A 19500-nucleotide genomic window follows, 5' to 3' on the forward strand; every position below is an offset into this window, starting at 1 on the left:
TACCGTCTCCGGCTTCGTCCGTCCGTCAGATCCTGGCGAAGGCCTGCTCGAGATCCGCAATGATATCAGCAAGATCCTCGATGCCCACCGAAAGGCGCACCACGTCCGGCCCGGCGCCGGCGGCAACCTGCTGTTCCGGCGTAAGCTGTGCATGGGTTGTGGATGCAGGGTGGATAACCAGTGACTTGGTATCGCCGATATTGGCCAGGTGCGAGAACAGTTCAAGGCCCTCGACAAAGGTCTTGCCGGCCTCGTAACCGCCCTTGAGACCAAAGGTGAAGACGGCGCCGGCGCCCTTCGGCGAATAGCGCTGCTGCAGGGCGTGGTTTTCATCGCCTTCAAGCCCCGGATAGCCGACCCAGGCCACCTTGTCCGACTGTTCCAGCCACTTGGCGACCGCGAGCGCGTTGTCGCAATGACGCTGCATGCGCAGCGGCAGGGTCTCGATCCCGGTCGCGATCATGAAGGCGTTGAACGGCGAGATCGCCGGTCCGAGATCGCGCAGGCTCAGAACGCGCGCGCCAAGCGCGAAGGCCATGCTGCCGAAAGCCTCATGCAGTACGATGCCGTTATATTCGGCGCGCGGCGCGCTCAGCATCGGGTAGCGACCGGACTTCGACCAGTCGAAAGTGCCGCCGTCAACGAGGATGCCGCCCATGGAATTGCCGTGGCCGCCGAGGAATTTCGTCAGCGAATGAACGACGATATCGGCGCCGTGTTCAATTGGACGAACCAGATAGGGCGTCGCCATCGTGTTGTCGACGATCAGCGGCAGGCCGTGATCGTGGGCGACCTTGGCGATCGCGGCAATGTCAACAAAGGTGCCGCCCGGGTTTGCCAGGCTTTCGATATAGACGGCCTTGGTGCGATCGTCGATCTGGGCGGCGAAACTGTCGATATCGCCGCTGTCCGCCCAGCGCACCGCCCAGCCGAAATTCTCGAAGGCATGGCCGAACTGGTTGATCGAACCGCCATAAAGCCGGCGCGCTGCGACGAAATTGTCGCCCGGCTGCATCAGCATGTGGAAGGTCAGAAGCTGCGCGGAATGGCCCGAGGCAACCGCGAGCGCCGCCGCGCCGCCCTCAAGCGCGGCCACGCGCTCTTCCAGAACCGCCGTGGTGGGGTTCATGATGCGCGTGTAGATATTGCCGAATTCCTTCAGCCCGAACAGCGCAGCGGCATGATCGGAGCTGTTGAAGACGTATGAGGTGGTCTGGTAGATCGGCGTCGCCCGCGCATTGGTCGCGGTGTCGGGCGCCGCTCCGGCGTGGATCGACAGCGTCGAAAAGCCCGGTTCTCTGTTGTCCATCAAGTATTCCTTCCCTGTTTTGCGGACCGTCCATAGATCTTCCGGCCGGTCCTGTTTTGATCAAGATCAATGTCGCCTTTTATACAAACGTCAATATCGCTGTCGACCAATAGGAGCATCGCAATGGACGTTCTGACTGAGGACAATCGCGCCGGCGACCGTTATGCCGATTGGCGCGACGCCGCCCATTTCGAAGGCGAGGAGGCCGCCCTCCTGGCTTTTCTCCAGCGGATCGCCGAAGAGGACATTGCCACGGCCGAGCCGCGCGACGCCAGCGAAATGAGCGAAATGATGAAGGCGCTCAACATCGATCCTGTGGAGGCGGAATTCCAGTATCGCCGCCTTTATTACGGCATGCAGGCCAATTGCGCGGGCTGCCGCGCGAAAGAGCGCTGCCGCGATGATCTGGCCTGCAGCATGGCAGACCGCCATTTCCGCGAATATTGCGAGAACGCCGAGATCCTGAGCGAGATGCGCGCCGATCCCGACCTGCTGCGCTTCGAGGGCTGAGCCGGCCTCAGCCGATCAGCCGCGGATATTCGATCGCCGGGCACCGGTCCATCACGACGTCAAGTCCCCTCGCCCTCGCTCTTTGAGCCGCTTCCTCGTCGACGATGTCGAGTTGCATCCAGATCACCCCGGGCAGCGGATCGAGCGCCAGCGCCTCGTCCACCACGCCGCCGACATATTCGGATGCCCGAAAGATATCGACCATGTCGATGGCGCCGGGGATGGCGGCAAGACTTTCGTAAACGGTCTCGCCATGAATTTCTTTTCCCGCAAGCCCGGGATTGACCGGCACCACCGCGTAACCCTTCGACAGCAGGAACCCCATCACCCGATGGCTCGGGCGTTCCGGTTTCGGCGATGCGCCGACAAGCGCGATACGTTTGACCGAGCGCAGGATGTCACGAATTTGTGCATCTTTTTCCGCAGGTTGCGTCATGGCGTTGAAATTCTCCTTATGGTATAAAGTCGTGGTGCACGAGCATGGAGGAGCCCCGACACGGGCATTGGGTAGATCATGAAGCTTTTTCTCGCAACAGCAATGCTCCTGGCAGCGGCCGGTTCCGCAACGGCGCAGGAGCCGATCAATCGGTACGACATTCAGGACATGACCTGCAATCAGGTCCACGGCATTCTCGACCGCGAGGGCGCCGCCATCCTGCGTTATCCGTCGCCGAGCGGCAGCGGCCGCATCCTCTATGACCGCTACGTCGACAGCCCGACCATCTGTTTCGGCCAGGGCGGGCATGCCGTGCAGCGGGTCGTGCCGACCAGGGACACCAAGGGTTGCCCGACGCTCTCCTGCAGGCCCGGCCCGCCGGAATGCGACACGCTCGGCTTTGACATGTTCTATTGTGACAATGACAACTGAACGTTTCGCCTGATCAGCGCTTCAGGCCCAGACTCCAGTAGCCGGGCTCTGTCGGAAAAACGACGCCAGGGCTTCACCTCCCGTCGATCGGTTGTTAAGCTTTTGCTGATCTCCGATGGTCTTTTCTCAAGCTTCGTCATGCGCGGAGCCGGATGATCGTTCCGGCAGATGCAGGCGCCCGCTGCCGGTTCCTCCAGGACGCCAGGCAAGGAAAAGAGCTATCCATGGCAGAAAGCATCGCACATTACATTGCCCGCTATCTCGGCGCGGCAGGGGTGAAACGCATCTGGGGCGTGACCGGCGATTCGCTGAATGGCCTCAGTGACAGTATCGGCCGGCTGAAGACGCTTGAGTGGATGGGCACCCGCCACGAGGAGGCAGCCGCCTTCGCCGCCGGCGCGGAGGCGCATCTTACCGGCGAACTGGCGGTCTGCGCCGGTTCCTGCGGCCCCGGCAACCTGCATCTGATCAACGGCCTTTATGATTGCAACCGCAGCCATGTTCCCGTCCTTGCGATCGCCGCCCATATCCCGTCCTCCGAGATCGGCAGCGGTTATTTCCAGGAGACCCATCCGCAGGAACTGTTCCGCGAATGCAGCGTCTACTGCGAATTGATCTCCTCGCCTGAACAGATGCCCTATGTGCTCGAAGTCGCCATGCGCACGGCAATCGCGAAGAAGGGCGTCGCCGTCATCGTCCTGCCGGGCGACGTCGCGCTGAAGGACATGCCGGGCGATACGGCAATCCGCTGGAATGCGCCGGTCGAACCGGCCATGACGCCGCCCGAGGCGGAGATCGACAGGCTCGCCGAACTGCTGAACAACGGCAGCAATATCACGCTTCTGTGCGGCGCCGGCTGCGCTGGCGCGCGCGCCGACGTGCTGGCCCTTGCCGAGGCGCTGCAATCGCCCATGGTGCACGCCATGCGCGGCAAGGAATTCATCGAGTATGACAACCCCTACGATGTCGGCATGACGGGGCTGATCGGCTTTTCATCAGGTTACCACGCGATGGAATCAGCCGATACGCTGCTCATTCTTGGCTCCGCCTTTCCCTATCGCGCCTTCTATCCCGAAGAGGCGCAGATCGCGCAGATCGACACCCGCGCGGAGGCGCTCGGCGCGCATACGCAAGTCGATCTCGGCATTCTTGGTGACGTTGGCTCCACAATCCGCGCGCTGCTGCCGAAGCTGAAGAAAGACCGGAGCAGCAAGTTCCTCGACAATGCCGTCAAGCACTACAGAAAGGCCCGCGAGGCGCTGGACTCCCTTGCCTCGGAGAGAAGCGCCAAGGGCAATATTCACCCGCAATATCTCGCGAAACTGCTCAGCGAAAAGGCAACGGACGACGCGATCTTTACCTGTGATGTCGGCACGCCGACAGTCTGGGCCGCCCGCTATGTCGGCATGAACGGCAAGCGCCGGCTGATCGGCTCCTTCTCGCACGGTTCCATGGCCAATGCGCTGTCGCAGGCAATCGGCGCCCAGGCGATCGATCCGGACCGGCAGGTCATTGCCATGTGCGGCGATGGCGGCTTTTCCATGCTGATGGGTGATGTCCTGTCGGTCACGCAGCTGAACCTGCCGATCAAGATCGTGGTCTTCCACAACCGCTCGCTTGGCTTCGTCGCCATGGAGATGAAGGCCGGCGGCTATATCTCCGACTCAACCGATCTCAGCAGCCCCGATTTTGCCCGCATTGCCGAGGCCGCCGGCATGAAGGGCATCAAGGTGGAGGACGCCAAGGCGCTGCCCGCCGCCCTCGACGAGGCGCTCGAGACGCCCGGTCCCGTGCTGGTGGATGTGATGACGGCGAAACAGGAACTCGCCATGCCCCCGCAAATCACCATGGAACAGGCCAAGGGCTTCAGCCTCTACATGATGCGCGCGATCCTCAACGGCCGCGGCGACGAACTGGTGCAGCTGACGAAGACAAACCTGCGCTGAGATCATTCAAGGAAAAGAGAAAGCCCGCCGGTCTGGCGGGCTTTGAAAGCATCCGGCAAGACCAATCGGCCTCAGCCGACGATCTCGGTTTCGGAGAACCAGAAGGCGATTTCACGCGCCGCGGTTTCCGGAGCATCGGAACCGTGAACCGAATTTTCGCCCATGGACAGCGCGAAAGTCTTGCGGATCGTGCCTTCGTCGGCCTTTTCCGGGTTGGTCGCGCCCATGATCTCGCGGTTCTTCAGGACGGCGTTTTCGCCTTCGAGAACCTGAACGACGGTCGGGCCGGAACACATGAACTCGACGAGCTCACCGAAGAACGGACGCTCCTTGTGCTCGGCATAGAAGGCTTCGGCATCGCGCTTTGCCATCCACACGCGCTTGGAGGCGACGACGCGCAGGCCGTTTTCCTCGAAAACCTTGGTGATGGCGCCGGTCAGGTTGCGCTTGGTGGCATCCGGCTTGATCATCGAAAAAGTGCGTTCAATCGCCATATCATTCGTCCTCTGGCAAATTTCGTTTCGGGAAATTCGGCCGGTGTATAGAGGTGTTTGAAGCAAAATGGAAGCGTATCCGGCAGCGGAATCCGCCGAAAGGACGGGCAATCTCAGCCTTTCTGCGTGAATTCGAGGCAGCGCTCGAACCAGTTCGCCACGGGATCATTGGGGTCGAGCAACCCGGTATTTCCGGTGAGCGCCGCCCACTGGAACGCGCCGAAGACGATATAGTCACAGAAGAGCGGTTCGTTTCCGCCAATGAAAGGCTGAAATTTCAGCATGTTGCGGAGCGGCGCGCATTTTTCGGGAAAGGCGGCGATCTCCGCCTCGCGGCCCGTGACCACCTCTTCCAGCGTGGCGCCGAGGCGCGCCTCGCGGCTTTCGCGGAAATAGGCCTGATCGACCGGCCCCAGCATGTCATGAATGTGCTTTACCGCAATGCGCGTCACCGCCGGATGCAGCGTGGCCTGCGACCAGGCTTCGACAAAACGCGCCATGGCAAGCCCGCCCTCGCCCGAAAACAGCGAGGGCCGGTCCGGGTAGGTCTGCTCCAGATAGATAGCGATTGCGAAACTGTCGGCAATCAGCTGATCGCCATCCCGCAAAATCGGCACGGTCCTGGAGAACCCGTTCTCCAGCTTGGCAATCTCGGTGAAGCCGACCGGCTTCTCCTCGAAATCCAGGCCTTTGTGTTTCAGCGCCAGGACGACCTTCCAGCAATGCGGCGAAAAGGGCGCCGAGCCATCGGCGCCGCAAAGCGAATAGAGTACTCGGCTCATGGCATGACTCCTTATGTCAGAGAACAGAATGTGCTGCGCTGCGAAAAGTTTCAAGACCGGCGCGCGATTGCCGCCGGCGTAGTATATCCTTAATACCAGTGCGCGGACCATTGCTGCTAGAATTGAGCCTCGTCATTTTTGAGGAGGACAGAATGGCAGCGAAGAAAATTCTGATGATCACCGGCGACTTCACCGAGGACTACGAGACCATGGTGCCGTTCCAGACCCTGCTTGCCGTCGGCCACACGGTGGACGCGGTCTGCCCGGGCAAGAAGGCCGGCGATACCGTCCCGACGGCGATCCACGATTTCGAGGGCGACCAGACCTATTCGGAAAAGCCCGGTCACCGCTTCGCCCTGACGGCGGATTTCGAGACGGCCGATCCGGCCGCCTATGACGCGCTGGTGATCCCGGGCGGGCGGGCGCCGGAATATCTGCGGCTCGATGAGCGGGTGCTCGCGATCGTGAAGCACTTCTTTGCCGAAAACAAGCCGGTCGCCGCGATCTGCCACGGCGCGCAGATCCTTGCCGCCGCCGATGTGCTGAAGGGCCGGCAATGCTCGGCCTACCCGGCCTGCGCTCCGGAAGTGCGGCTTGCCGGCGGCGCTTACGCCGATATCGCCGTCACCGATGCCGTGACCGACGGCAATCTCGTCACCGCGCCGGCGTGGCCCGCCCATCCGGCATGGCTTTCGCAGTTCATGAAGCTGCTCGACGCCTGAGACGCCAAGGCCCGGCTCGGCGCTCTCCCTTGAGCCTGCGCCGGGCCGGAGCACTGTTCAGCTTTTCCTGGAAACGCACTATAATGCGTCCGGAAAAGGGAGGAGATCATGTGCAGACTGTTCATCGAGGCTGACCCAACGCTTTGGGAAAGCACGACGCGCTCGATCCGCATCGACGGCATGGTGACGAGCGTCAGGCTCGAGAATTTCTTCTGGAACGCGCTTGCCGAGATCGGCGGACGCGATGGCCTTGCCACCACGCAGCTGATTGCGAAACTCTATCACGAGGCTCTCGAGGCCGGCCATGACAGCGGCAATTTCACTTCGTTTCTGAGGGTCTGCTGCGGGCGCTATCTGGCACTGCAGCTTTCCGGCGACATTCCGGGCGGCCTGCCGATCGGCAAGCTCGACGCGCTTTCGATCCTGAAGCGGGAAAAGGAGCGCGGCCGCGCCGTGGCCTGATACGGTCCATCAGGCCGGCTGATATCCGCCATCGCATGTTTTCATGAGGCGAAAGGCGGCGCTTGTCTTATGATCGGCGCACCCGTTCATTGCCACGCAAGAGAGACCCATGTTGCAGCACTACCGCATGTTCGCCGCCTATAATGCTTGGGCCAACGCCTTCGTTTATGAGGAGGCCGCGGAACTTTCCGACGACGAGCGCAAGCGCGATCTGGGCGCCTTCTTCCGCTCCGTCCATGCCACACTGAACCATGTGCTCTATGCCGACCGGATCTGGATGACCCGTTTTGCGGGCGCCGATACAGGCCCGGTCAAACTCGATACGATCCTGCACGACGATTTCGCCGCGCTCAGGGACGACCGCGAAAGGGAAGACCTAAGGATCATCGCTTTCGTCGACGGCATGGATGCGGTCCGGCTTGAGGGGACGTTTTCGTATACGCGCGGCACGCCGCCGAAAGATTATACCGACCGTTATCAGACGACGCTCGCGCATTTCTTCAACCACCAGACCCATCACCGCGGCCAGGTCCACGCCATGCTGACCATGCTCGGCCGGCCGTCGCCGGCAATCGACCTCCTCTATTTCCTCAGAAGCGAAGACGGTCGTCGGTTCGCCTGAATTTCGCGGCGCCGCAGCGGTTCTCCGTCTTGCCAAACGCGGGCGTTTCAGACACAACCGCTGCCATGATCTCGATATCCGACCTTTCCGTCCGCATTGCCGGACGCCTGCTCATCGAAAACGCTTCCGTCTCCATTCCCGATGGGATGAAGGCGGGGCTGGTCGGCCGCAATGGCGCCGGCAAGTCAACGCTCTTCCGCGTCCTCACCGGCGCGCTTTCGCCCGAGACCGGCACGGTGTCGCTGCCGAAGAAGGCGCGCATCGGCCAGGTGGCGCAGGAGGCGCCGGGCACGGAAGACCCGCTGATCGACATCGTCCTTGCCGCCGACAAGGAGCGAGCGGCACTGATGGCGGAGGCCGAAACCGCGACCGACGCGCACCGCATCGCCGAGATCCAGACGCGGCTGGTCGATATCGATGCCCATTCGGCGGAAGCCCGCGCCGCCAGCATCCTCTCCGGCCTCGGCTTTGACGAGGCGGCGCAGAAGCGTCCGGCATCGTCGTTTTCCGGGGGCTGGCGGATGCGCGTCGCGCTTGCGGCAGTGCTCTTCTCCGAGCCCGACCTGCTGCTCCTCGACGAGCCGACAAACTATCTGGACCTTGAGGGCACGCTGTGGCTCGAAGACTATATTCGCCGCTACCCTTACAGTGTCATCATCATTTCGCACGACCGCGACCTCCTGAACACGGCGGCCAACGCGATCATCCATCTCGACCAGAGAAAGCTGACCTTCTACCGCGGCTCCTACGACCAGTTCGAGCGGCAGAAGGCGGAAGCCGACGAGTTGCAGATGAAGGCCCGCGCCAAGAACGAGGCGCAGCGCAAGCACCTGCAGAGCTTCATCGACCGGTTCAAGGCCAAGGCCTCGAAGGCCCGCCAGGCGCAAAGCCGCATCAAGGCGCTGGAGAGGATGGGCACGGTTGCCGCCGTGATCGAGGATCACGTCCAGGGCTTCTCCTTTCCGGAACCGGAAAAGCAGCCCGCCTCCCCGATCATCGCCATCGAGGATGGGGCGGTCGGCTACACGCCCGGCCAGCCGATTCTCAAGGACATCAATCTCAGGATCGACAATGACGACCGGATCGCGCTGCTCGGCGCCAACGGCAACGGCAAGTCGACCTTCGCCAAGTTCATCTCCGGCCGGCTGGAGCCGGAATCGGGCACGCTGAAACGCGCGCCGCATCTTTCCACCGGCTTTTTCGCTCAGCACCAGATCGACGATCTCGTGCCGGACGAAAGCGCTGTTGCGCATGTGCGCAAGCTGATGCCGACGGCAACCGAGCCGAAAGTGCGCGCCCGCGTGGCCCAGATGGGTCTTGCGACGGAAAAGATGGATACGCCGGCGCGTGATCTTTCCGGCGGCGAAAAGGCGCGGCTCCTGATGGGGCTGGCCGCCTTCCACGCGCCGAACCTGCTGATCCTCGACGAGCCGACCAACCACCTCGACATCGACAGCCGCAATGCGCTCGTGCGTGCGCTGAACGACTATCCCGGCGCGGTGATCCTGATCTCGCATGACCGGCACCTGATCGAGGCGACCGTCGACCGGCTGTGGCTGGTCCATGACGGCACGGTCAAGGCCTATGACGGCGATCTGGAGGATTACCGCGACCTGATCGTCTCCGGCGGCAGGAAGGCGCAGAAGGCTGAAGCGCCGAATGCCGAGGCGCGCTCGAAGTCCGTCCAGCGCAAGAGTGCCGCCGAACGCCGCGCCGCCCTTGCGCCGTTGAAGAAGAAGATTGATACGGCCGAGAAGAAGACGGCGAAGATCGAACAGATCATCGCCAGGCTCGACGCCGACCTTGCCGACCCCAAGCTTTATGAAAAGGCGCCGGAAAAGGCCAAGGTCATGATCCAGGCCCGCGCCAACGCCGCGGCGGAGCTTGCCAAGATCGAGGAAGAATGGCTTTCGCTCTCCGCCCAGTATGAAGAGGCCATGGCCGACTGAGCCCCAGTCGCTCCGGCAAGACAGCCGCGGCCTTCGGCTACGGACCCGACGGCTGACCTGTCTTGGGATGAAAGAAGACAATGCGTATGTCCTTCGCCATGCGATCCAGCCAGGGTTTCGGCAGGTGCTCGATCAGCATGCCGTTCTGCACGACCGTGGAATAGCTGCAAACGACGCGGTAGCCGGGCGCTTCGCCCTCAGGCGTCGGTAGAGTCTCGCGCAATTCCCAGCGTACGGCGACACCGTCTGCGAGATCGACGCGCCGGCTGATGCCGCCGCTGGACAGATTGGCGCCGATATGGTGGGTAGTCAGATCATCGGCACCCGGCAAAGGCCGCGGGCTCATGAAGCCGAACAGTCGGTCATGCTGCAGGATATCCCTGCGCGCATAGGGCCAGACGAACTGCCGCAGGAAATGCTGGTCGGCAAAATGGCGCGAGTTGAGCGGCGCCTGCAGGAAGCGGCTGACCAGAAGGCGCATCGGCGGCAGGGCGCCGACTGTCGCGCCCCACAGCCCCGCCAGAAGCAATTCGGTATGGGTGAACCAGTCGCGAATGCCGTGAAACTGACGGCCGCTTTCCACCCACTCCCTGACGGTCTCGGCTTCTCGCGCGCTGATCAGGGAATCCGCGTCGCGGAAAATCACGCGGTGCGCCCCGTTTTCGTCAAGCGCCGCAAAGCGCCACATCGGTCCGGGCCAGCGTCTCATTCTCTGATCGGCAAAGATGACCTCGGCGCCTGCCTCTCTCAATTGCCCGATGGTGACCCCGGGCACCGACTTGTCGACGTAGAAGCGGCATGTCCAGTCGGGATAGACGCTTTCGCGCGCCCGCGCATTCATCACCGCCGTTTCACAATAGCGCGGCCGGTCGCCGTATAGCGAGAATGCGATGACGTTGCGCTCGCGCGTTGCCGCAGACGGCGGCGGCTGCCGGACGGCGGGACGGTCCTCCGGCGGCGCGCATCCGAATATCTCGTCCCGGAGTTCCAGCGCCCGGCGGCCATATTCGCCGGTCTTCCGGTCGTCCTTCTTCTCTCCCCAGGCGTGGGAGAGGGCATCGAAAGCCACGAAGTGCCGGGGATCGAACGACAATGATCGCTCGGCAGCCTCAATCGCATCATCAAACGCTCCGAGCCGCAGATGGCAGACCGCGATGTTCGACCAGATCACGGGATTGTCCGGCTGGACGCCGGCGGCGGCGCGTGCGAACGCCAGCGCCTCGCCATAATTGGCATAGTGATAGGCGCGGTTATAGCCTTCCCAGAACGACGACAATTGCGATCTCACGGATACAGCAGAAGGCGTTCCGGTAATCAGATTGCTTTGAAAATCCATCTTCGCGCGGCAGCCTCCACAGTAACCACCGCAGCAGAATAACAAAATAATATATTAAATAAACACGCCCGATTTATATTATTTTCACCTGAATATAACATCTATATTCTTGTATTTACCTGTTATCTCCGGTCAGGCGCGCATGCGCTCCGGCACGGCGTCGGACAGCGTGTCGCCGGGCTTGATTCCGAGGCGATCCAGAACGGCGGTCATCAGCTTCGACTTGTTCATGGTGTAGAAATGAAAGTCGGCGATGCCGCGGGCGACGAGGTCCTGCACCTGTTCGGCGGCAAGGTCGGCCGCCGCCTCGAAGCGCCCGTCCGGATCGTCATCGAGCCCCTCGAACCGCCGCTCGACAAAGGCCGGCACGCTTGCTCCGCACATGGCGGCGAACCGTTTCAGCTGGGCAAGGTTCTGGATCGGCATGATGCCAGGCACGACGGGAATGACGATGCCGGCGCGGCGCACGTCGTTCAGATAATCCTCGAACACGTCATTGTCGAAGAAGAACTGCGTCAGCGCACGGTCGGCCCCGTTTTCGGCCTTGGCTTTCAGCATGGCAACATCGGCCGCGCGGTCGGCGCTTTCGGGGTGCTTTTCCGGATAGGCGGAAACCGAGATATCGAAATCGTCGATCGCCTTCAGCGCCGAGACGAGCGCTGCCGCATTGGCATAGCCGCCCGGATGCGGGCTGTAGGCCGTGCCGATACCGCCCGGCGGGTCGCCCCTCAGCGCCACGAAGCGGCGGATGCCGGCATCGCGGAAGCGCCGGATCACGTCGTCCACCTCCCCCTTGCCGGCCTTCACCACCGTCAGGTGCGAGGCCGTCTGAAGCCGGGTCTCGTCGACAAGACGCTTCACCGCCGCATAGGTCGGCGCCTGGCTCGTCGCGCCCGCGCCGTAGGTCACCGATACGAAGCCGGGTTCATAGGCCGCGAGCTCTTCCACAGACCGCCACCAGCCGGCTTCGGCCTCGGCGGTCTTCGGCGGAAAGAACTCGAATGAAAAGTCGATCGCGCGCTTGCGGCCGCGCGTCTCTGTGCTTTCGGACATGGTTCAGACATTCCTCGCATACTGTGTTTCGGCTTCTTCCGCAGCCATCAGGATCCGACGGTCGCGCCCGAGCCAGACGGTGACGGTGAGCGAGCGCCCCGCGGCGCCGGAAAAGGGAAGATCGACGACGTTCTCGACATCGAGGCCCGCCGCTTTCATCCAGTCGGACATCGCCTGGTGGGAAAAACCGAGCCTGAGATGGGCATGGTCGGCACGCAGATATTCAAGATCGTGCGGGGCAAAATCGATGACGACAAGCCGTCCGCCCGGCCGCATCACCCGCGCGGCCTCGGCGATCGCGCGTTCGGGATGTTCAAGGAAGTGGAGGACCTGGTGGATGATCACCAGATCAAAATCCTCGTTCTCAAGCGGCAGGTTCAGGATATCGCCGAGACGCACCGCCGCCTTCGTCACCCCCTCGGCATCCAGATTGGCACGCGCGACGGCCAGCATGTCACGGCTGGCGTCGATCCCGACGGCACGGCGATAGAGATCTTTCAGCAGTAAGAGCATGCGGCCCGTGCCGGTGCCAAGGTCGAGAACGCTTTCGACGCGTTTCGCGCCGATCAGCCTGACAAGGCATTCCTCGATCTCCGCCTCGGAGATGTGCAGGCGGCGCATTTCGTCCCATTCACCGGCGTGTTGGGCAAAATAGGCAAGCGCCTTCTCCGAGCGCGCCTGCTTGACCGCGGCAAGACGGGCGGCGTCTCGGCTGAGCGCCGAATCGCCTTCCGAGGCGTTCTTCAGGATTTCGCGTACGAGGCGGGCAGGCGCCCCCTCCTCCTTCAGCCGGAAATAGGCCCACGCGCCTTCCTGGTAGCGGTCGATCAGTCCGGCTTCTCCAAGAAGCTTCAGATGGCGGGAAATGCGCGGCTGGGACTGTCCGAGAATGTCCGTCAGGTCGGAAACCGTCAGGTCACCCGCCGCCAGAAGCGCAATCAGCCTGAGCCGCGTGGGCTCGCCCACAGCTTTCAGGACATCAACCAGATCGTCGAGATCGAGCTTCGTCATTTCGCCTCGCCTTCATCAAGATATAAAGATATGTTTATATCGAAAATAGACCGAATGCAAGTCTGGGTGCGACGGATAAGAGCGAAGCGGGTGCTGTTGTGGCCTGAAGGCGCGCATTCAGGGCGGCCTGCTCATTCGGGACAGTTCGTTCCGCTCGTCCCGACGCGACGAGAGCCCTTTCCCTTCGCGCCCCGCACGGCGGCCCGGCAGGAACAGGCAAGCAGAATAGCCGGCAAGACGAGATAGCCGCCGAGAACGAGAACCTGCCCCTGCCAATGGCGCGCGCCGTAGCCGGTTCCGCAAGGCGTGCCGCTGACAACTGCGCCCAGCCAGGCCTGCCGCGTCAGGAAAAGCATGACCGCAGCCACAGCCAGGGTGACAATCGCCCCGCTCGGGCTCACGACGCCCTTGGCCATGCCCCAGAGGACCAGGCAGATGGCGCCTGCCAGAAACGGCGACGACAAAACGGCGCCGGTCACGAACGGCCCGTCGGCCCCTTGGGTGCACGTGCCGGTGAACCCCAGAAGCTGAAGAGGCAGGGCCGGCAGAGCGACGATCCCGGCCGACCATGTCCACAGGCGAAAGAAGGCCAGCACCGCTGACACAAACAGCAGCAGGCACAGGACTATCCCTCCGATAGCAAGGATGTGCGTCACGTCTTGCCCTTTACAGAAAGCGGAATGCTTGCCGGAACTCGGTGAAATCCATAGAGCCTTTGCGCCGCGGAATCCACCTGAAGTTGATCGTCAGTCCTCGTGGTCGCGGGTCGGGAACTCCGGCCGGCGAAAGGTGGAGGAAACCATGGTGAGGCCCGCGCCGATCGCGCCGACGGTGAAGATCACCTGCAGACCGGCACTGGTGGTCGCCGCCAGCATCATGTCGGATTTCTCGAGCGGCTGGACGGTGATTTCCAGAAGACCGATGATCCATTGGGCGGCAGCGCTGCCCGGCACCATCGGAATGCAGCCGGCAACGGCGATGGCATTGCCGACGCGGCGGACCGGAAAGGGCGTGTTGTAGGAGAGCTCCACGACCAGCGCGACGGCCATGGCGGCGGCAAAGGATGCGGCTTCCAGCGGCCAGCCGTGCAGCATGCAATAGGTTCTCACCGCCAGCGCAAGCGCGCCGGCAAGCGCGGCCCAGCCGAGATTGCGGTAGCCGAAATTGAACAGCACGCCGAACCCGGCAGCGGCAACCGCCCCGAAAAAGGCGTGGTGGGCGATGTTGGGTGCCGATTTCACCGCATCCTGCAGACCGCCGCCCAGCACGATATGCGCCGCGCCGACGCCCAGAGTAATAAAGACGAGGATCATCGCCACGGTGACGAAGCGGGCGCTGCCGAGCGTCGGAAAACCCTCCATGATGTCCGTTTGCGCGTTCATCGATGGCACGCCCGGCACCAGCATCAGCACGGCGGCGCTCATCGAGGTGTCGATCATGGCGCTGCCCATGGCCATGGCCCCGATGCCCGACAGAACGGCGGCGGCAAAGGCGACCGTGGCGGTAACGACGAAGGCGTTGTAATGCCGCTCCAGCAGCAGCAGCCGGATGTACTGGCCGATCATGCTGGCGATCAGCGTCGTGACGAAGGCCGGCGCATCGGCGCCCAGCAGCCTTCCGAATGCGGCGCAGGCCAGCCCGGCGGCAAAGACGTTCAGCAACTTGTGATGCTTCGGCGTGGCCGTGGTCGCTGCCGCCAGCTTCTTCTCCACCGCATCAGCCGTCAGCCCGCCCCTGCCCGTTTCGGCGCAGATTTCGCGAACCCGGTGGTTGATGCGCATGTTGACGCCGTGATGGCCGACCCCGATCATGTGCGTCGATGAGCAGACACCGTCGCCGACAGTCGTCGAGATCGAGGCAAAACCGACGCGGATATCGGCGCTCTTGACGCCCAGGCCGAGCGCCACCTTCTTGACGCCCTCGCGCACGACGGCGGACTTCGCCCCGGTCTCCATCAGGATGCGCCCGGCCTCCAGCGCGACGAGGGCAACCTTTTCCAACGTTCTCTGCCGGAACAGAAGCTCCGAAACCCCGTCGTCATGTGCGCCTTCGCGGATCTCGTCGGCCGGTGAGCCTGTTTCAGTCATTGCCTCTCCTGTCGCGCATGCGGCGTTTGGGAACGGGATCAAGTTGCGGGCTTCGCCTCGTCGGCAGGCCGGCGGCGAAACTAGACGGCGCGCGCGCATTCGCCTTGCTCTATGTCAAGCAGGCCGCGCGCGCCGGCCTCGCGATCCTAGCCAATACGCGCCGAAGTGAAAATGGGGTCAGCAAGGACTGACCGAGGAACGCAGAATTCGCAAGTACTGTCGGGACAGGAACTTGTTTATGACAGTTTTACGACAGTTATGTGACGATTTTTTAAAAGAAAACGCAGGTTTTTGCCCGTTTATGAATTTTTTACAACATGCTATGCTTGCCTATATTTCATTGTTATACGACTTCCGTTTTCAACCAAACCTCAAAAGGGCTATCTGATGAAAATCGGAATTTTTACCAAGGGCGCTAAGGTTGCTGCCGTTGCCGCCGCTATGGTCGTAAGCGGCACTGTCGCTCAGGCTGCAGACACCTCGCTGACGGGCTCCGGCGCCTCTTTCCCCTTCCCGCTCTACTCGGCCTGGTTTAAGGATTTTGGCCAGAAGACCGGTATTGAAGTCAACTACCAGGCCAAGGGCTCCGGCGGCGGTATCGAAGACTTCACCAACCGCGTAGTCGACTTCGCAGCCTCCGACGCTGCCATGAACGACGAGGAAATGGCCAAGGTTGACGGCGGCGTCGTTCTTCTGCCGATGACGGCCGGCGAAATCGTTCTCGCCTACAACCTCGACGGCGTTTCCGAGCTGAAGCTGCCGCGCGACGTCTATCCGAAGATCTTCCTTGGTGAAATCACCAAGTGGAACGACGAAGCGATCGCCGCTGCCAATGACGGCGTCGACCTTCCCGACGAAGACATCACGGTTGTCGTCCGCGCCGACAGCTCGGGCACCAACTTCAACTTTACCAACCACCTTTCGGCGATCTCGAAGGAATTCGAAAGCACGGTTGGCGGCGGCAAGACCGTTCCGTGGCCGAAGGCTTCGAACTTCATTGCCGCTCCGGGCAATCAGGGCATCACCGCCACGGTCAAGCAGACCCCCGGTGCCATCGGCTACATCGAATATGGCTACGCCCAGCAGACCAACACGCCTTACGCCATGCTTGAAAACCAGGCCGGCAACTTCGTGAAGGCTGGTCCGGAAGCCGGTTCCGCCGCTCTCGCTTCGGCCGATCTCGACGAAAACAACGTCGCCTTCATCACCGACCCGAAGGGCGAGCAGGCCTACCCGATCGCCACCTTCACCTGGATGCTGTTCTACAAGTCCGGCCAGGACGCCGACAAGGTTGCGGCCCTGAAGGAAATGATCAACTACGGCCTGACCACCGGTCAGACGATGGCCGACAAGCTGGGCTACATCCCGCTGCCGGAAAACATCATCGAAATCAACAAGAAGTCGATGGAAGAAATCGGCGGCTGATTTCGGCCACATCGATCTTTCGCCGGGGCGTGCCTGTTGCGCCCCGGCTTTTGTCAAATTGCAGCACCACACAGAAACCTTGATGCGCTTTATTTGTCAGATCGCGGCAGTTTCCCGATCGCCGCTAGCAGGAGCCCCTTGATGGCCGACATATCGAAATCCGCACCGCAAAGCGATGGCAGCGTTTCGCGCCCACCGACCGCTTTCGAGTACGGCTACGACAAATCCTTCCGCTTCCTGACATTCTTCGCAGGCCTTCTGATCGTTGTCCTGCTGGCCTATATTTTCTGGAAGATCGGCGGACTGGCCGCGCCGGCCATGCGGGAATATGGCCTTGGCTTCCTGACAACCGTTGAATGGAACCCCAACACCAACGAATACGGCATTCTGGCGGAAATCTGGGGGACGCTCTATTCGTCGTTTCTGGCGCTGATCTTCGGCGGCGGCCTCGGCATCGCGGTCGCGATCTTTCTGACGCAGGGCTTCCTCAATGCCCGTCTGGCATGGGTCTTCCGCCTGATCGTCGAAATGCTGGCCGCAATCCCCTCGGTCGTTTTCGGCCTCTGGGGCATTTATGTGCTGATCCCCGCGATCCGCCCGATCGCCAACTGGCTGCACGACACCCTGCCCTTCGTTCCGTTCTTTTCCACCAAGCTTGCCGGTCCCGGCATGTTCCCGGCCATGATCGTGCTGTCGATCATGATCCTGCCGACCGTCGCGGCAATCTCCCAGGATGCCTTCAAGGCGATCCCGATGAAGATCCAAGAAGCGGCCTACGGCATGGGCACCACCAAGTGGGAAGCGATCCGCAAGGTCATCATCCCTACCGCCTCCGGCGGCATTTTCGCCTCTCTGGTCCTCGGCTTCGGCCGCGCGCTCGGCGAGACCATGGCGCTTGCCATGCTGATCGGCAATTCGCAGCAGGTTTCGCTGTCGCTGTTTTCGCCGGCGACCACGCTGGCATCGCTGCTGGCCTCCACCTTCCCGGAAGCCGGCGCCAACCAGATCGGCCCGCTGATGTATGCCGCCGTCGCTCTGCTGGTGATCACCATGGCCGTCAATGTCATCGGCACGATCATCATGAGCTACACCTCTCGTCAGACCGTTACGTAAGGCCATTGGGAAATCGCACATGACCACGACCGATCAAACAACGATGAATCCCGAGGTCATCGCTCTCGGTGACCCCAATCTGCGCTTCTCCTTCGCCGAGCGGCGCACGATGATGAATTTCATCCAGACCGTCATCCTCTGGATCCTTGCAGGTATTGCGGCGGTTCCGCTGATCTCTGTGCTTTACATGCTGATCAGCCGCGGCGGCGCGCGCATCAGCACGGCCATCCTCACCGAACTGCCGCCGGCGCCCTTCGAACAGGGCGGCGGCATCGGTAATGCGATCGTCGGTACGCTTGTCATGGTTGCGATCGCATCAATCATCTCCATTCCGATCGGTGTTCTCGGCGGCATCTACACCGGCCTGATCAACCCCAATGGCCGCTTCTCGGCGGTGGTCCGGTTCGTCGGCAAGGTTCTGACCGGTTTTCCCTCGATCCTGTCCGGCGTTTTCGTCTACGCTTGGCTCGTCATCGTCATGAAAACCTATTCAGCGCTCGCCGGCGGTCTTTCGCTGGCAATCCTGATGCTGCCGACCGTGTTGCTGACGGCCGAACAGGCCTTCCGCATGGTGCCGCAGCGGATGAAGGACGCGGCCTACGGAATGGGCTGCAATTCGACACAGGTCGCCACCAGAATTGTTTTGCCGACGGCGCTTCCGGGTGTTATGACCGGGGTAATGCTGGCGGTAGCGGGCGCGTCCGGCGAATCGGCCCCGCTGCTGTTTACAGCATTGTTTTCGAATTACTGGATCGGAAGCTTCACGGAGCCGACAGCATCATTGTCGATCTTGATCTACAATTTCTCGGCAATGCCCTATGAAAACCAGATCGAACTCGCATGGACCGCATCGCTTGTGCTTGTGCTCATCGTGCTTGTCTTCAACATTCTGAGCCGCGCCTTCGGCACACGCCGCGTATAGGAAAAGGTCGAAAAGATATGTCTGCCACACTGGAAATGAACAGCACCCAAATCGCCAATGAAAACCCTGAGGTTGCCATTGGCGCGCGGATCGAGAAGATTTTCTACGGCGACTTCCTTGCCGTACGTGATGCCGATGTCGACATCGAAAAGGGCAAGATCACTGGCTTTATCGGTCCGTCGGGCTGCGGCAAATCGACCGTGCTGCGCTCGCTGAACCGCATGAACGACCTGATCCCGATCTTCCGCCTTGAAGGTCACGTCCACTTCCTCGGCCAGGACGTCTACGGCAAGAATGTCGACCCGGTCGCCGTTCGCCGTCATATCGGCATGGTCTTCCAGCAGCCCAACCCGTTCTCCATGAGCATTTTCGAGAACGTCGCCTTCGGCCTGCGCCTGAACGGCTTCAAGGGCGACATCAACGGCCGCGTCGAGAAGGCGCTTCGCCGCGCGGCACTCTGGAACGAGGTCAAGGACAAGCTGAAGCAGAACGGCCTTTCGCTCTCCGGCGGTCAGCAGCAGCGCCTGTGCATCGCCCGCGCCATCGCCACCGAACCGACGGTGCTTCTGATGGACGAGCCCTGCTCGGCGCTCGACCCGATCGCCACGCGCCAGATCGAGGAACTGATGCTCGAGCTGAAGAAGGACTATACCGTCGCGATCGTGACCCACAATATGCAGCAGGCGATCCGCGTTGCCGACAAGACGGCCTTCTTCTCCGTGGACATGTCGCAGGGCGGCCGCACCGGTTTCCTCGTCGAGGTCGGCGACACCAAGCAGATTTTCGAGAACCCGCAACAGCAACTGACCAAAGAGTATCTTTCGGGCGAGTTCAGCTGAGGCTGTCGTTCCACTCGGACTGTTTTAGCGGGCGGCTTTCTTCGCAGAGC

Annotated in this window: 20 protein-coding genes; 11 read left to right on the plus strand and 9 right to left on the minus strand. The window is 61.9% G+C overall.

Features of this window, described 5'->3' with window-relative positions; all coding sequences use genetic code 11:
* Positions 1-25 precede the first annotated feature (25 nt).
* Positions 26-1309: an O-acetylhomoserine aminocarboxypropyltransferase gene (locus AZF01_RS10140; protein WP_024709586.1), complete on the minus strand. Its 1284-nt coding sequence runs from the start codon at positions 1307-1309 to the stop codon at positions 26-28.
* 123 nt (positions 1310-1432) lie between these two features.
* On the opposite strand from AZF01_RS10140, the gene AZF01_RS10145 reads away from it, so the two are divergent.
* Positions 1433-1819, plus strand: a complete 387-nt coding sequence (locus tag AZF01_RS10145) for a DUF6455 family protein (protein ID WP_024709585.1) — start codon at positions 1433-1435, stop codon at positions 1817-1819.
* Positions 1820-1826: 7 nt separating this feature from the next.
* Here the strand turns inward: AZF01_RS10145 and AZF01_RS10150 are convergent, their stop codons facing one another.
* Positions 1827-2255 (minus strand): CoA-binding protein, encoded by a 429-nt coding sequence (locus AZF01_RS10150; protein WP_024709584.1) that lies wholly within the window; start codon positions 2253-2255, stop codon positions 1827-1829.
* Positions 2256-2333: 78 nt separating this feature from the next.
* Between AZF01_RS10150 and AZF01_RS10155 the strand changes: the two genes are divergently transcribed.
* Both AZF01_RS10155 and poxB read left to right on the plus strand, forming a co-directional pair.
* The gene (locus tag AZF01_RS10155; protein WP_024709583.1) at positions 2334-2687 is read left to right on the plus strand and encodes a hypothetical protein; all 354 of its coding nucleotides are present in this window, start codon (positions 2334-2336) and stop codon (positions 2685-2687) included.
* Positions 2688-2911: 224 nt separating this feature from the next.
* Positions 2912-4633, plus strand: coding sequence for a ubiquinone-dependent pyruvate dehydrogenase (gene poxB, locus AZF01_RS10160; RefSeq protein WP_024709582.1), 1722 nt, complete (start codon positions 2912-2914; stop codon positions 4631-4633).
* A gap of 71 nt (positions 4634-4704) precedes the next feature.
* Here the strand turns inward: poxB and ndk are convergent, their stop codons facing one another.
* On the minus strand, positions 4705-5127 hold the full coding sequence (ndk, locus tag AZF01_RS10165) for a nucleoside-diphosphate kinase (RefSeq protein ID WP_024709581.1): 423 nt from the start codon (positions 5125-5127) through the stop codon (positions 4705-4707).
* A 113-nt stretch (positions 5128-5240) separates the two neighbouring features.
* Positions 5241-5909 carry a glutathione S-transferase family protein gene (locus AZF01_RS10170; RefSeq protein WP_024709580.1) on the minus strand — a complete coding sequence of 223 codons (669 nt, stop codon included), beginning with the start codon at positions 5907-5909 and terminating at the stop codon, positions 5241-5243.
* 152 nt (positions 5910-6061) lie between these two features.
* On the opposite strand from AZF01_RS10170, the gene AZF01_RS10175 reads away from it, so the two are divergent.
* The 4 genes from AZF01_RS10175 (at position 6062) to AZF01_RS10190 (ending at position 9664) form a co-directional block, all read left to right on the plus strand.
* Positions 6062-6631 (plus strand): DJ-1/PfpI family protein, encoded by a 570-nt coding sequence (locus AZF01_RS10175; RefSeq protein WP_024709579.1) that lies wholly within the window; start codon positions 6062-6064, stop codon positions 6629-6631.
* Positions 6632-6739: 108 nt separating this feature from the next.
* Positions 6740-7093: a ribbon-helix-helix domain-containing protein gene (locus AZF01_RS10180; RefSeq protein ID WP_024709578.1), complete on the plus strand. Its 354-nt coding sequence runs from the start codon at positions 6740-6742 to the stop codon at positions 7091-7093.
* A 109-nt stretch (positions 7094-7202) separates the two neighbouring features.
* Positions 7203-7715: a DinB family protein gene (locus AZF01_RS10185; RefSeq protein WP_024709577.1), complete on the plus strand. Its 513-nt coding sequence runs from the start codon at positions 7203-7205 to the stop codon at positions 7713-7715.
* 65 nt (positions 7716-7780) lie between these two features.
* The gene (locus AZF01_RS10190; RefSeq protein ID WP_051424141.1) at positions 7781-9664 is read left to right on the plus strand and encodes an ABC-F family ATP-binding cassette domain-containing protein; all 1884 of its coding nucleotides are present in this window, start codon (positions 7781-7783) and stop codon (positions 9662-9664) included.
* 37 nt (positions 9665-9701) lie between these two features.
* On the opposite strand, the gene AZF01_RS10195 is transcribed toward AZF01_RS10190, so the two are convergent.
* The 5 genes from AZF01_RS10195 to AZF01_RS24475 form a co-directional block, all read right to left on the minus strand.
* The gene (locus AZF01_RS10195; protein ID WP_024709575.1) at positions 9702-10940 is read right to left on the minus strand and encodes a tetratricopeptide repeat protein; all 1239 of its coding nucleotides are present in this window, start codon (positions 10938-10940) and stop codon (positions 9702-9704) included.
* Between the two features lie 192 nt (positions 10941-11132).
* Positions 11133-12053 (minus strand): methylenetetrahydrofolate reductase [NAD(P)H], encoded by a 921-nt coding sequence (metF, locus tag AZF01_RS10200; RefSeq protein WP_024709574.1) that lies wholly within the window; start codon positions 12051-12053, stop codon positions 11133-11135.
* A gap of 3 nt (positions 12054-12056) precedes the next feature.
* On the minus strand, positions 12057-13064 hold the full coding sequence (locus AZF01_RS10205) for a metalloregulator ArsR/SmtB family transcription factor (protein ID WP_024709573.1): 1008 nt from the start codon (positions 13062-13064) through the stop codon (positions 12057-12059).
* A 131-nt stretch (positions 13065-13195) separates the two neighbouring features.
* Positions 13196-13720, minus strand: coding sequence for a hypothetical protein (locus AZF01_RS10210; protein ID WP_024709572.1), 525 nt, complete (start codon positions 13718-13720; stop codon positions 13196-13198).
* 90 nt (positions 13721-13810) lie between these two features.
* On the minus strand, positions 13811-15151 hold the full coding sequence (locus tag AZF01_RS24475; RefSeq protein WP_024709571.1) for a threonine/serine exporter family protein: 1341 nt from the start codon (positions 15149-15151) through the stop codon (positions 13811-13813).
* Positions 15152-15538: 387 nt separating this feature from the next.
* Here AZF01_RS24475 and pstS point away from each other — a divergent pair, with 387 nt between their 5' ends.
* The 4 genes from pstS (at position 15539) to pstB (ending at position 19450) form a co-directional block, all read left to right on the plus strand.
* Positions 15539-16576 carry a phosphate ABC transporter substrate-binding protein PstS gene (gene pstS, locus AZF01_RS10220; RefSeq protein WP_024709570.1) on the plus strand — a complete coding sequence of 346 codons (1038 nt, stop codon included), beginning with the start codon at positions 15539-15541 and terminating at the stop codon, positions 16574-16576.
* 141 nt (positions 16577-16717) lie between these two features.
* Positions 16718-17689 (plus strand): phosphate ABC transporter permease subunit PstC, encoded by a 972-nt coding sequence (pstC, locus tag AZF01_RS10225; protein ID WP_024709569.1) that lies wholly within the window; start codon positions 16718-16720, stop codon positions 17687-17689.
* A 19-nt stretch (positions 17690-17708) separates the two neighbouring features.
* Positions 17709-18611, plus strand: coding sequence for a phosphate ABC transporter permease PstA (gene pstA / locus AZF01_RS10230; RefSeq protein ID WP_024709568.1), 903 nt, complete (start codon positions 17709-17711; stop codon positions 18609-18611).
* A gap of 17 nt (positions 18612-18628) precedes the next feature.
* The gene (gene pstB / locus AZF01_RS10235; RefSeq protein ID WP_081725862.1) at positions 18629-19450 is read left to right on the plus strand and encodes a phosphate ABC transporter ATP-binding protein PstB; all 822 of its coding nucleotides are present in this window, start codon (positions 18629-18631) and stop codon (positions 19448-19450) included.
* Positions 19451-19500 lie beyond the last annotated feature (50 nt).

It is taken from the genome of Martelella sp. AD-3 (genome assembly GCF_001578105.1).
Lineage (GTDB): Bacteria > Pseudomonadota > Alphaproteobacteria > Rhizobiales > Rhizobiaceae > Martelella.

Bases quoted from the DNA above. Each gene is read 5' to 3' on its own strand.
- ndk (WP_024709581.1), bottom strand. From the start codon at position 5,127: ATGGCGATTGAACGCACTTTTTCGATGATCAAGCCGGATGCCACCAAG.
- pstS (WP_024709570.1), top strand. From the start codon at position 15,539: ATGAAAATCGGAATTTTTACCAAGGGCGCTAAGGTTGCTGCCGTTGCC.
- AZF01_RS10175 (WP_024709579.1), top strand. From the start codon at position 6,062: ATGGCAGCGAAGAAAATTCTGATGATCACCGGCGACTTCACCGAGGAC.
- AZF01_RS10170 (WP_024709580.1), bottom strand. From the start codon at position 5,909: ATGAGCCGAGTACTCTATTCGCTTTGCGGCGCCGATGGCTCGGCGCCC.
- AZF01_RS10150 (WP_024709584.1), bottom strand. From the start codon at position 2,255: ATGACGCAACCTGCGGAAAAAGATGCACAAATTCGTGACATCCTGCGC.
- AZF01_RS10190 (WP_051424141.1), top strand. From the start codon at position 7,781: ATGATCTCGATATCCGACCTTTCCGTCCGCATTGCCGGACGCCTGCTC.
- pstB (WP_081725862.1), top strand. From the start codon at position 18,629: ATGTCTGCCACACTGGAAATGAACAGCACCCAAATCGCCAATGAAAAC.
- AZF01_RS24475 (WP_024709571.1), bottom strand. From the start codon at position 15,151: ATGACTGAAACAGGCTCACCGGCCGACGAGATCCGCGAAGGCGCACAT.
- AZF01_RS10155 (WP_024709583.1), top strand. From the start codon at position 2,334: ATGAAGCTTTTTCTCGCAACAGCAATGCTCCTGGCAGCGGCCGGTTCC.
- metF (WP_024709574.1), bottom strand. From the start codon at position 12,053: ATGTCCGAAAGCACAGAGACGCGCGGCCGCAAGCGCGCGATCGACTTT.
- AZF01_RS10145 (WP_024709585.1), top strand. From the start codon at position 1,433: ATGGACGTTCTGACTGAGGACAATCGCGCCGGCGACCGTTATGCCGAT.
- poxB (WP_024709582.1), top strand. From the start codon at position 2,912: ATGGCAGAAAGCATCGCACATTACATTGCCCGCTATCTCGGCGCGGCA.
- AZF01_RS10185 (WP_024709577.1), top strand. From the start codon at position 7,203: ATGTTGCAGCACTACCGCATGTTCGCCGCCTATAATGCTTGGGCCAAC.
- pstC (WP_024709569.1), top strand. From the start codon at position 16,718: ATGGCCGACATATCGAAATCCGCACCGCAAAGCGATGGCAGCGTTTCG.
- pstA (WP_024709568.1), top strand. From the start codon at position 17,709: ATGACCACGACCGATCAAACAACGATGAATCCCGAGGTCATCGCTCTC.
- AZF01_RS10180 (WP_024709578.1), top strand. From the start codon at position 6,740: ATGTGCAGACTGTTCATCGAGGCTGACCCAACGCTTTGGGAAAGCACG.
- AZF01_RS10140 (WP_024709586.1), bottom strand. From the start codon at position 1,309: ATGGACAACAGAGAACCGGGCTTTTCGACGCTGTCGATCCACGCCGGA.
- AZF01_RS10205 (WP_024709573.1), bottom strand. From the start codon at position 13,064: ATGACGAAGCTCGATCTCGACGATCTGGTTGATGTCCTGAAAGCTGTG.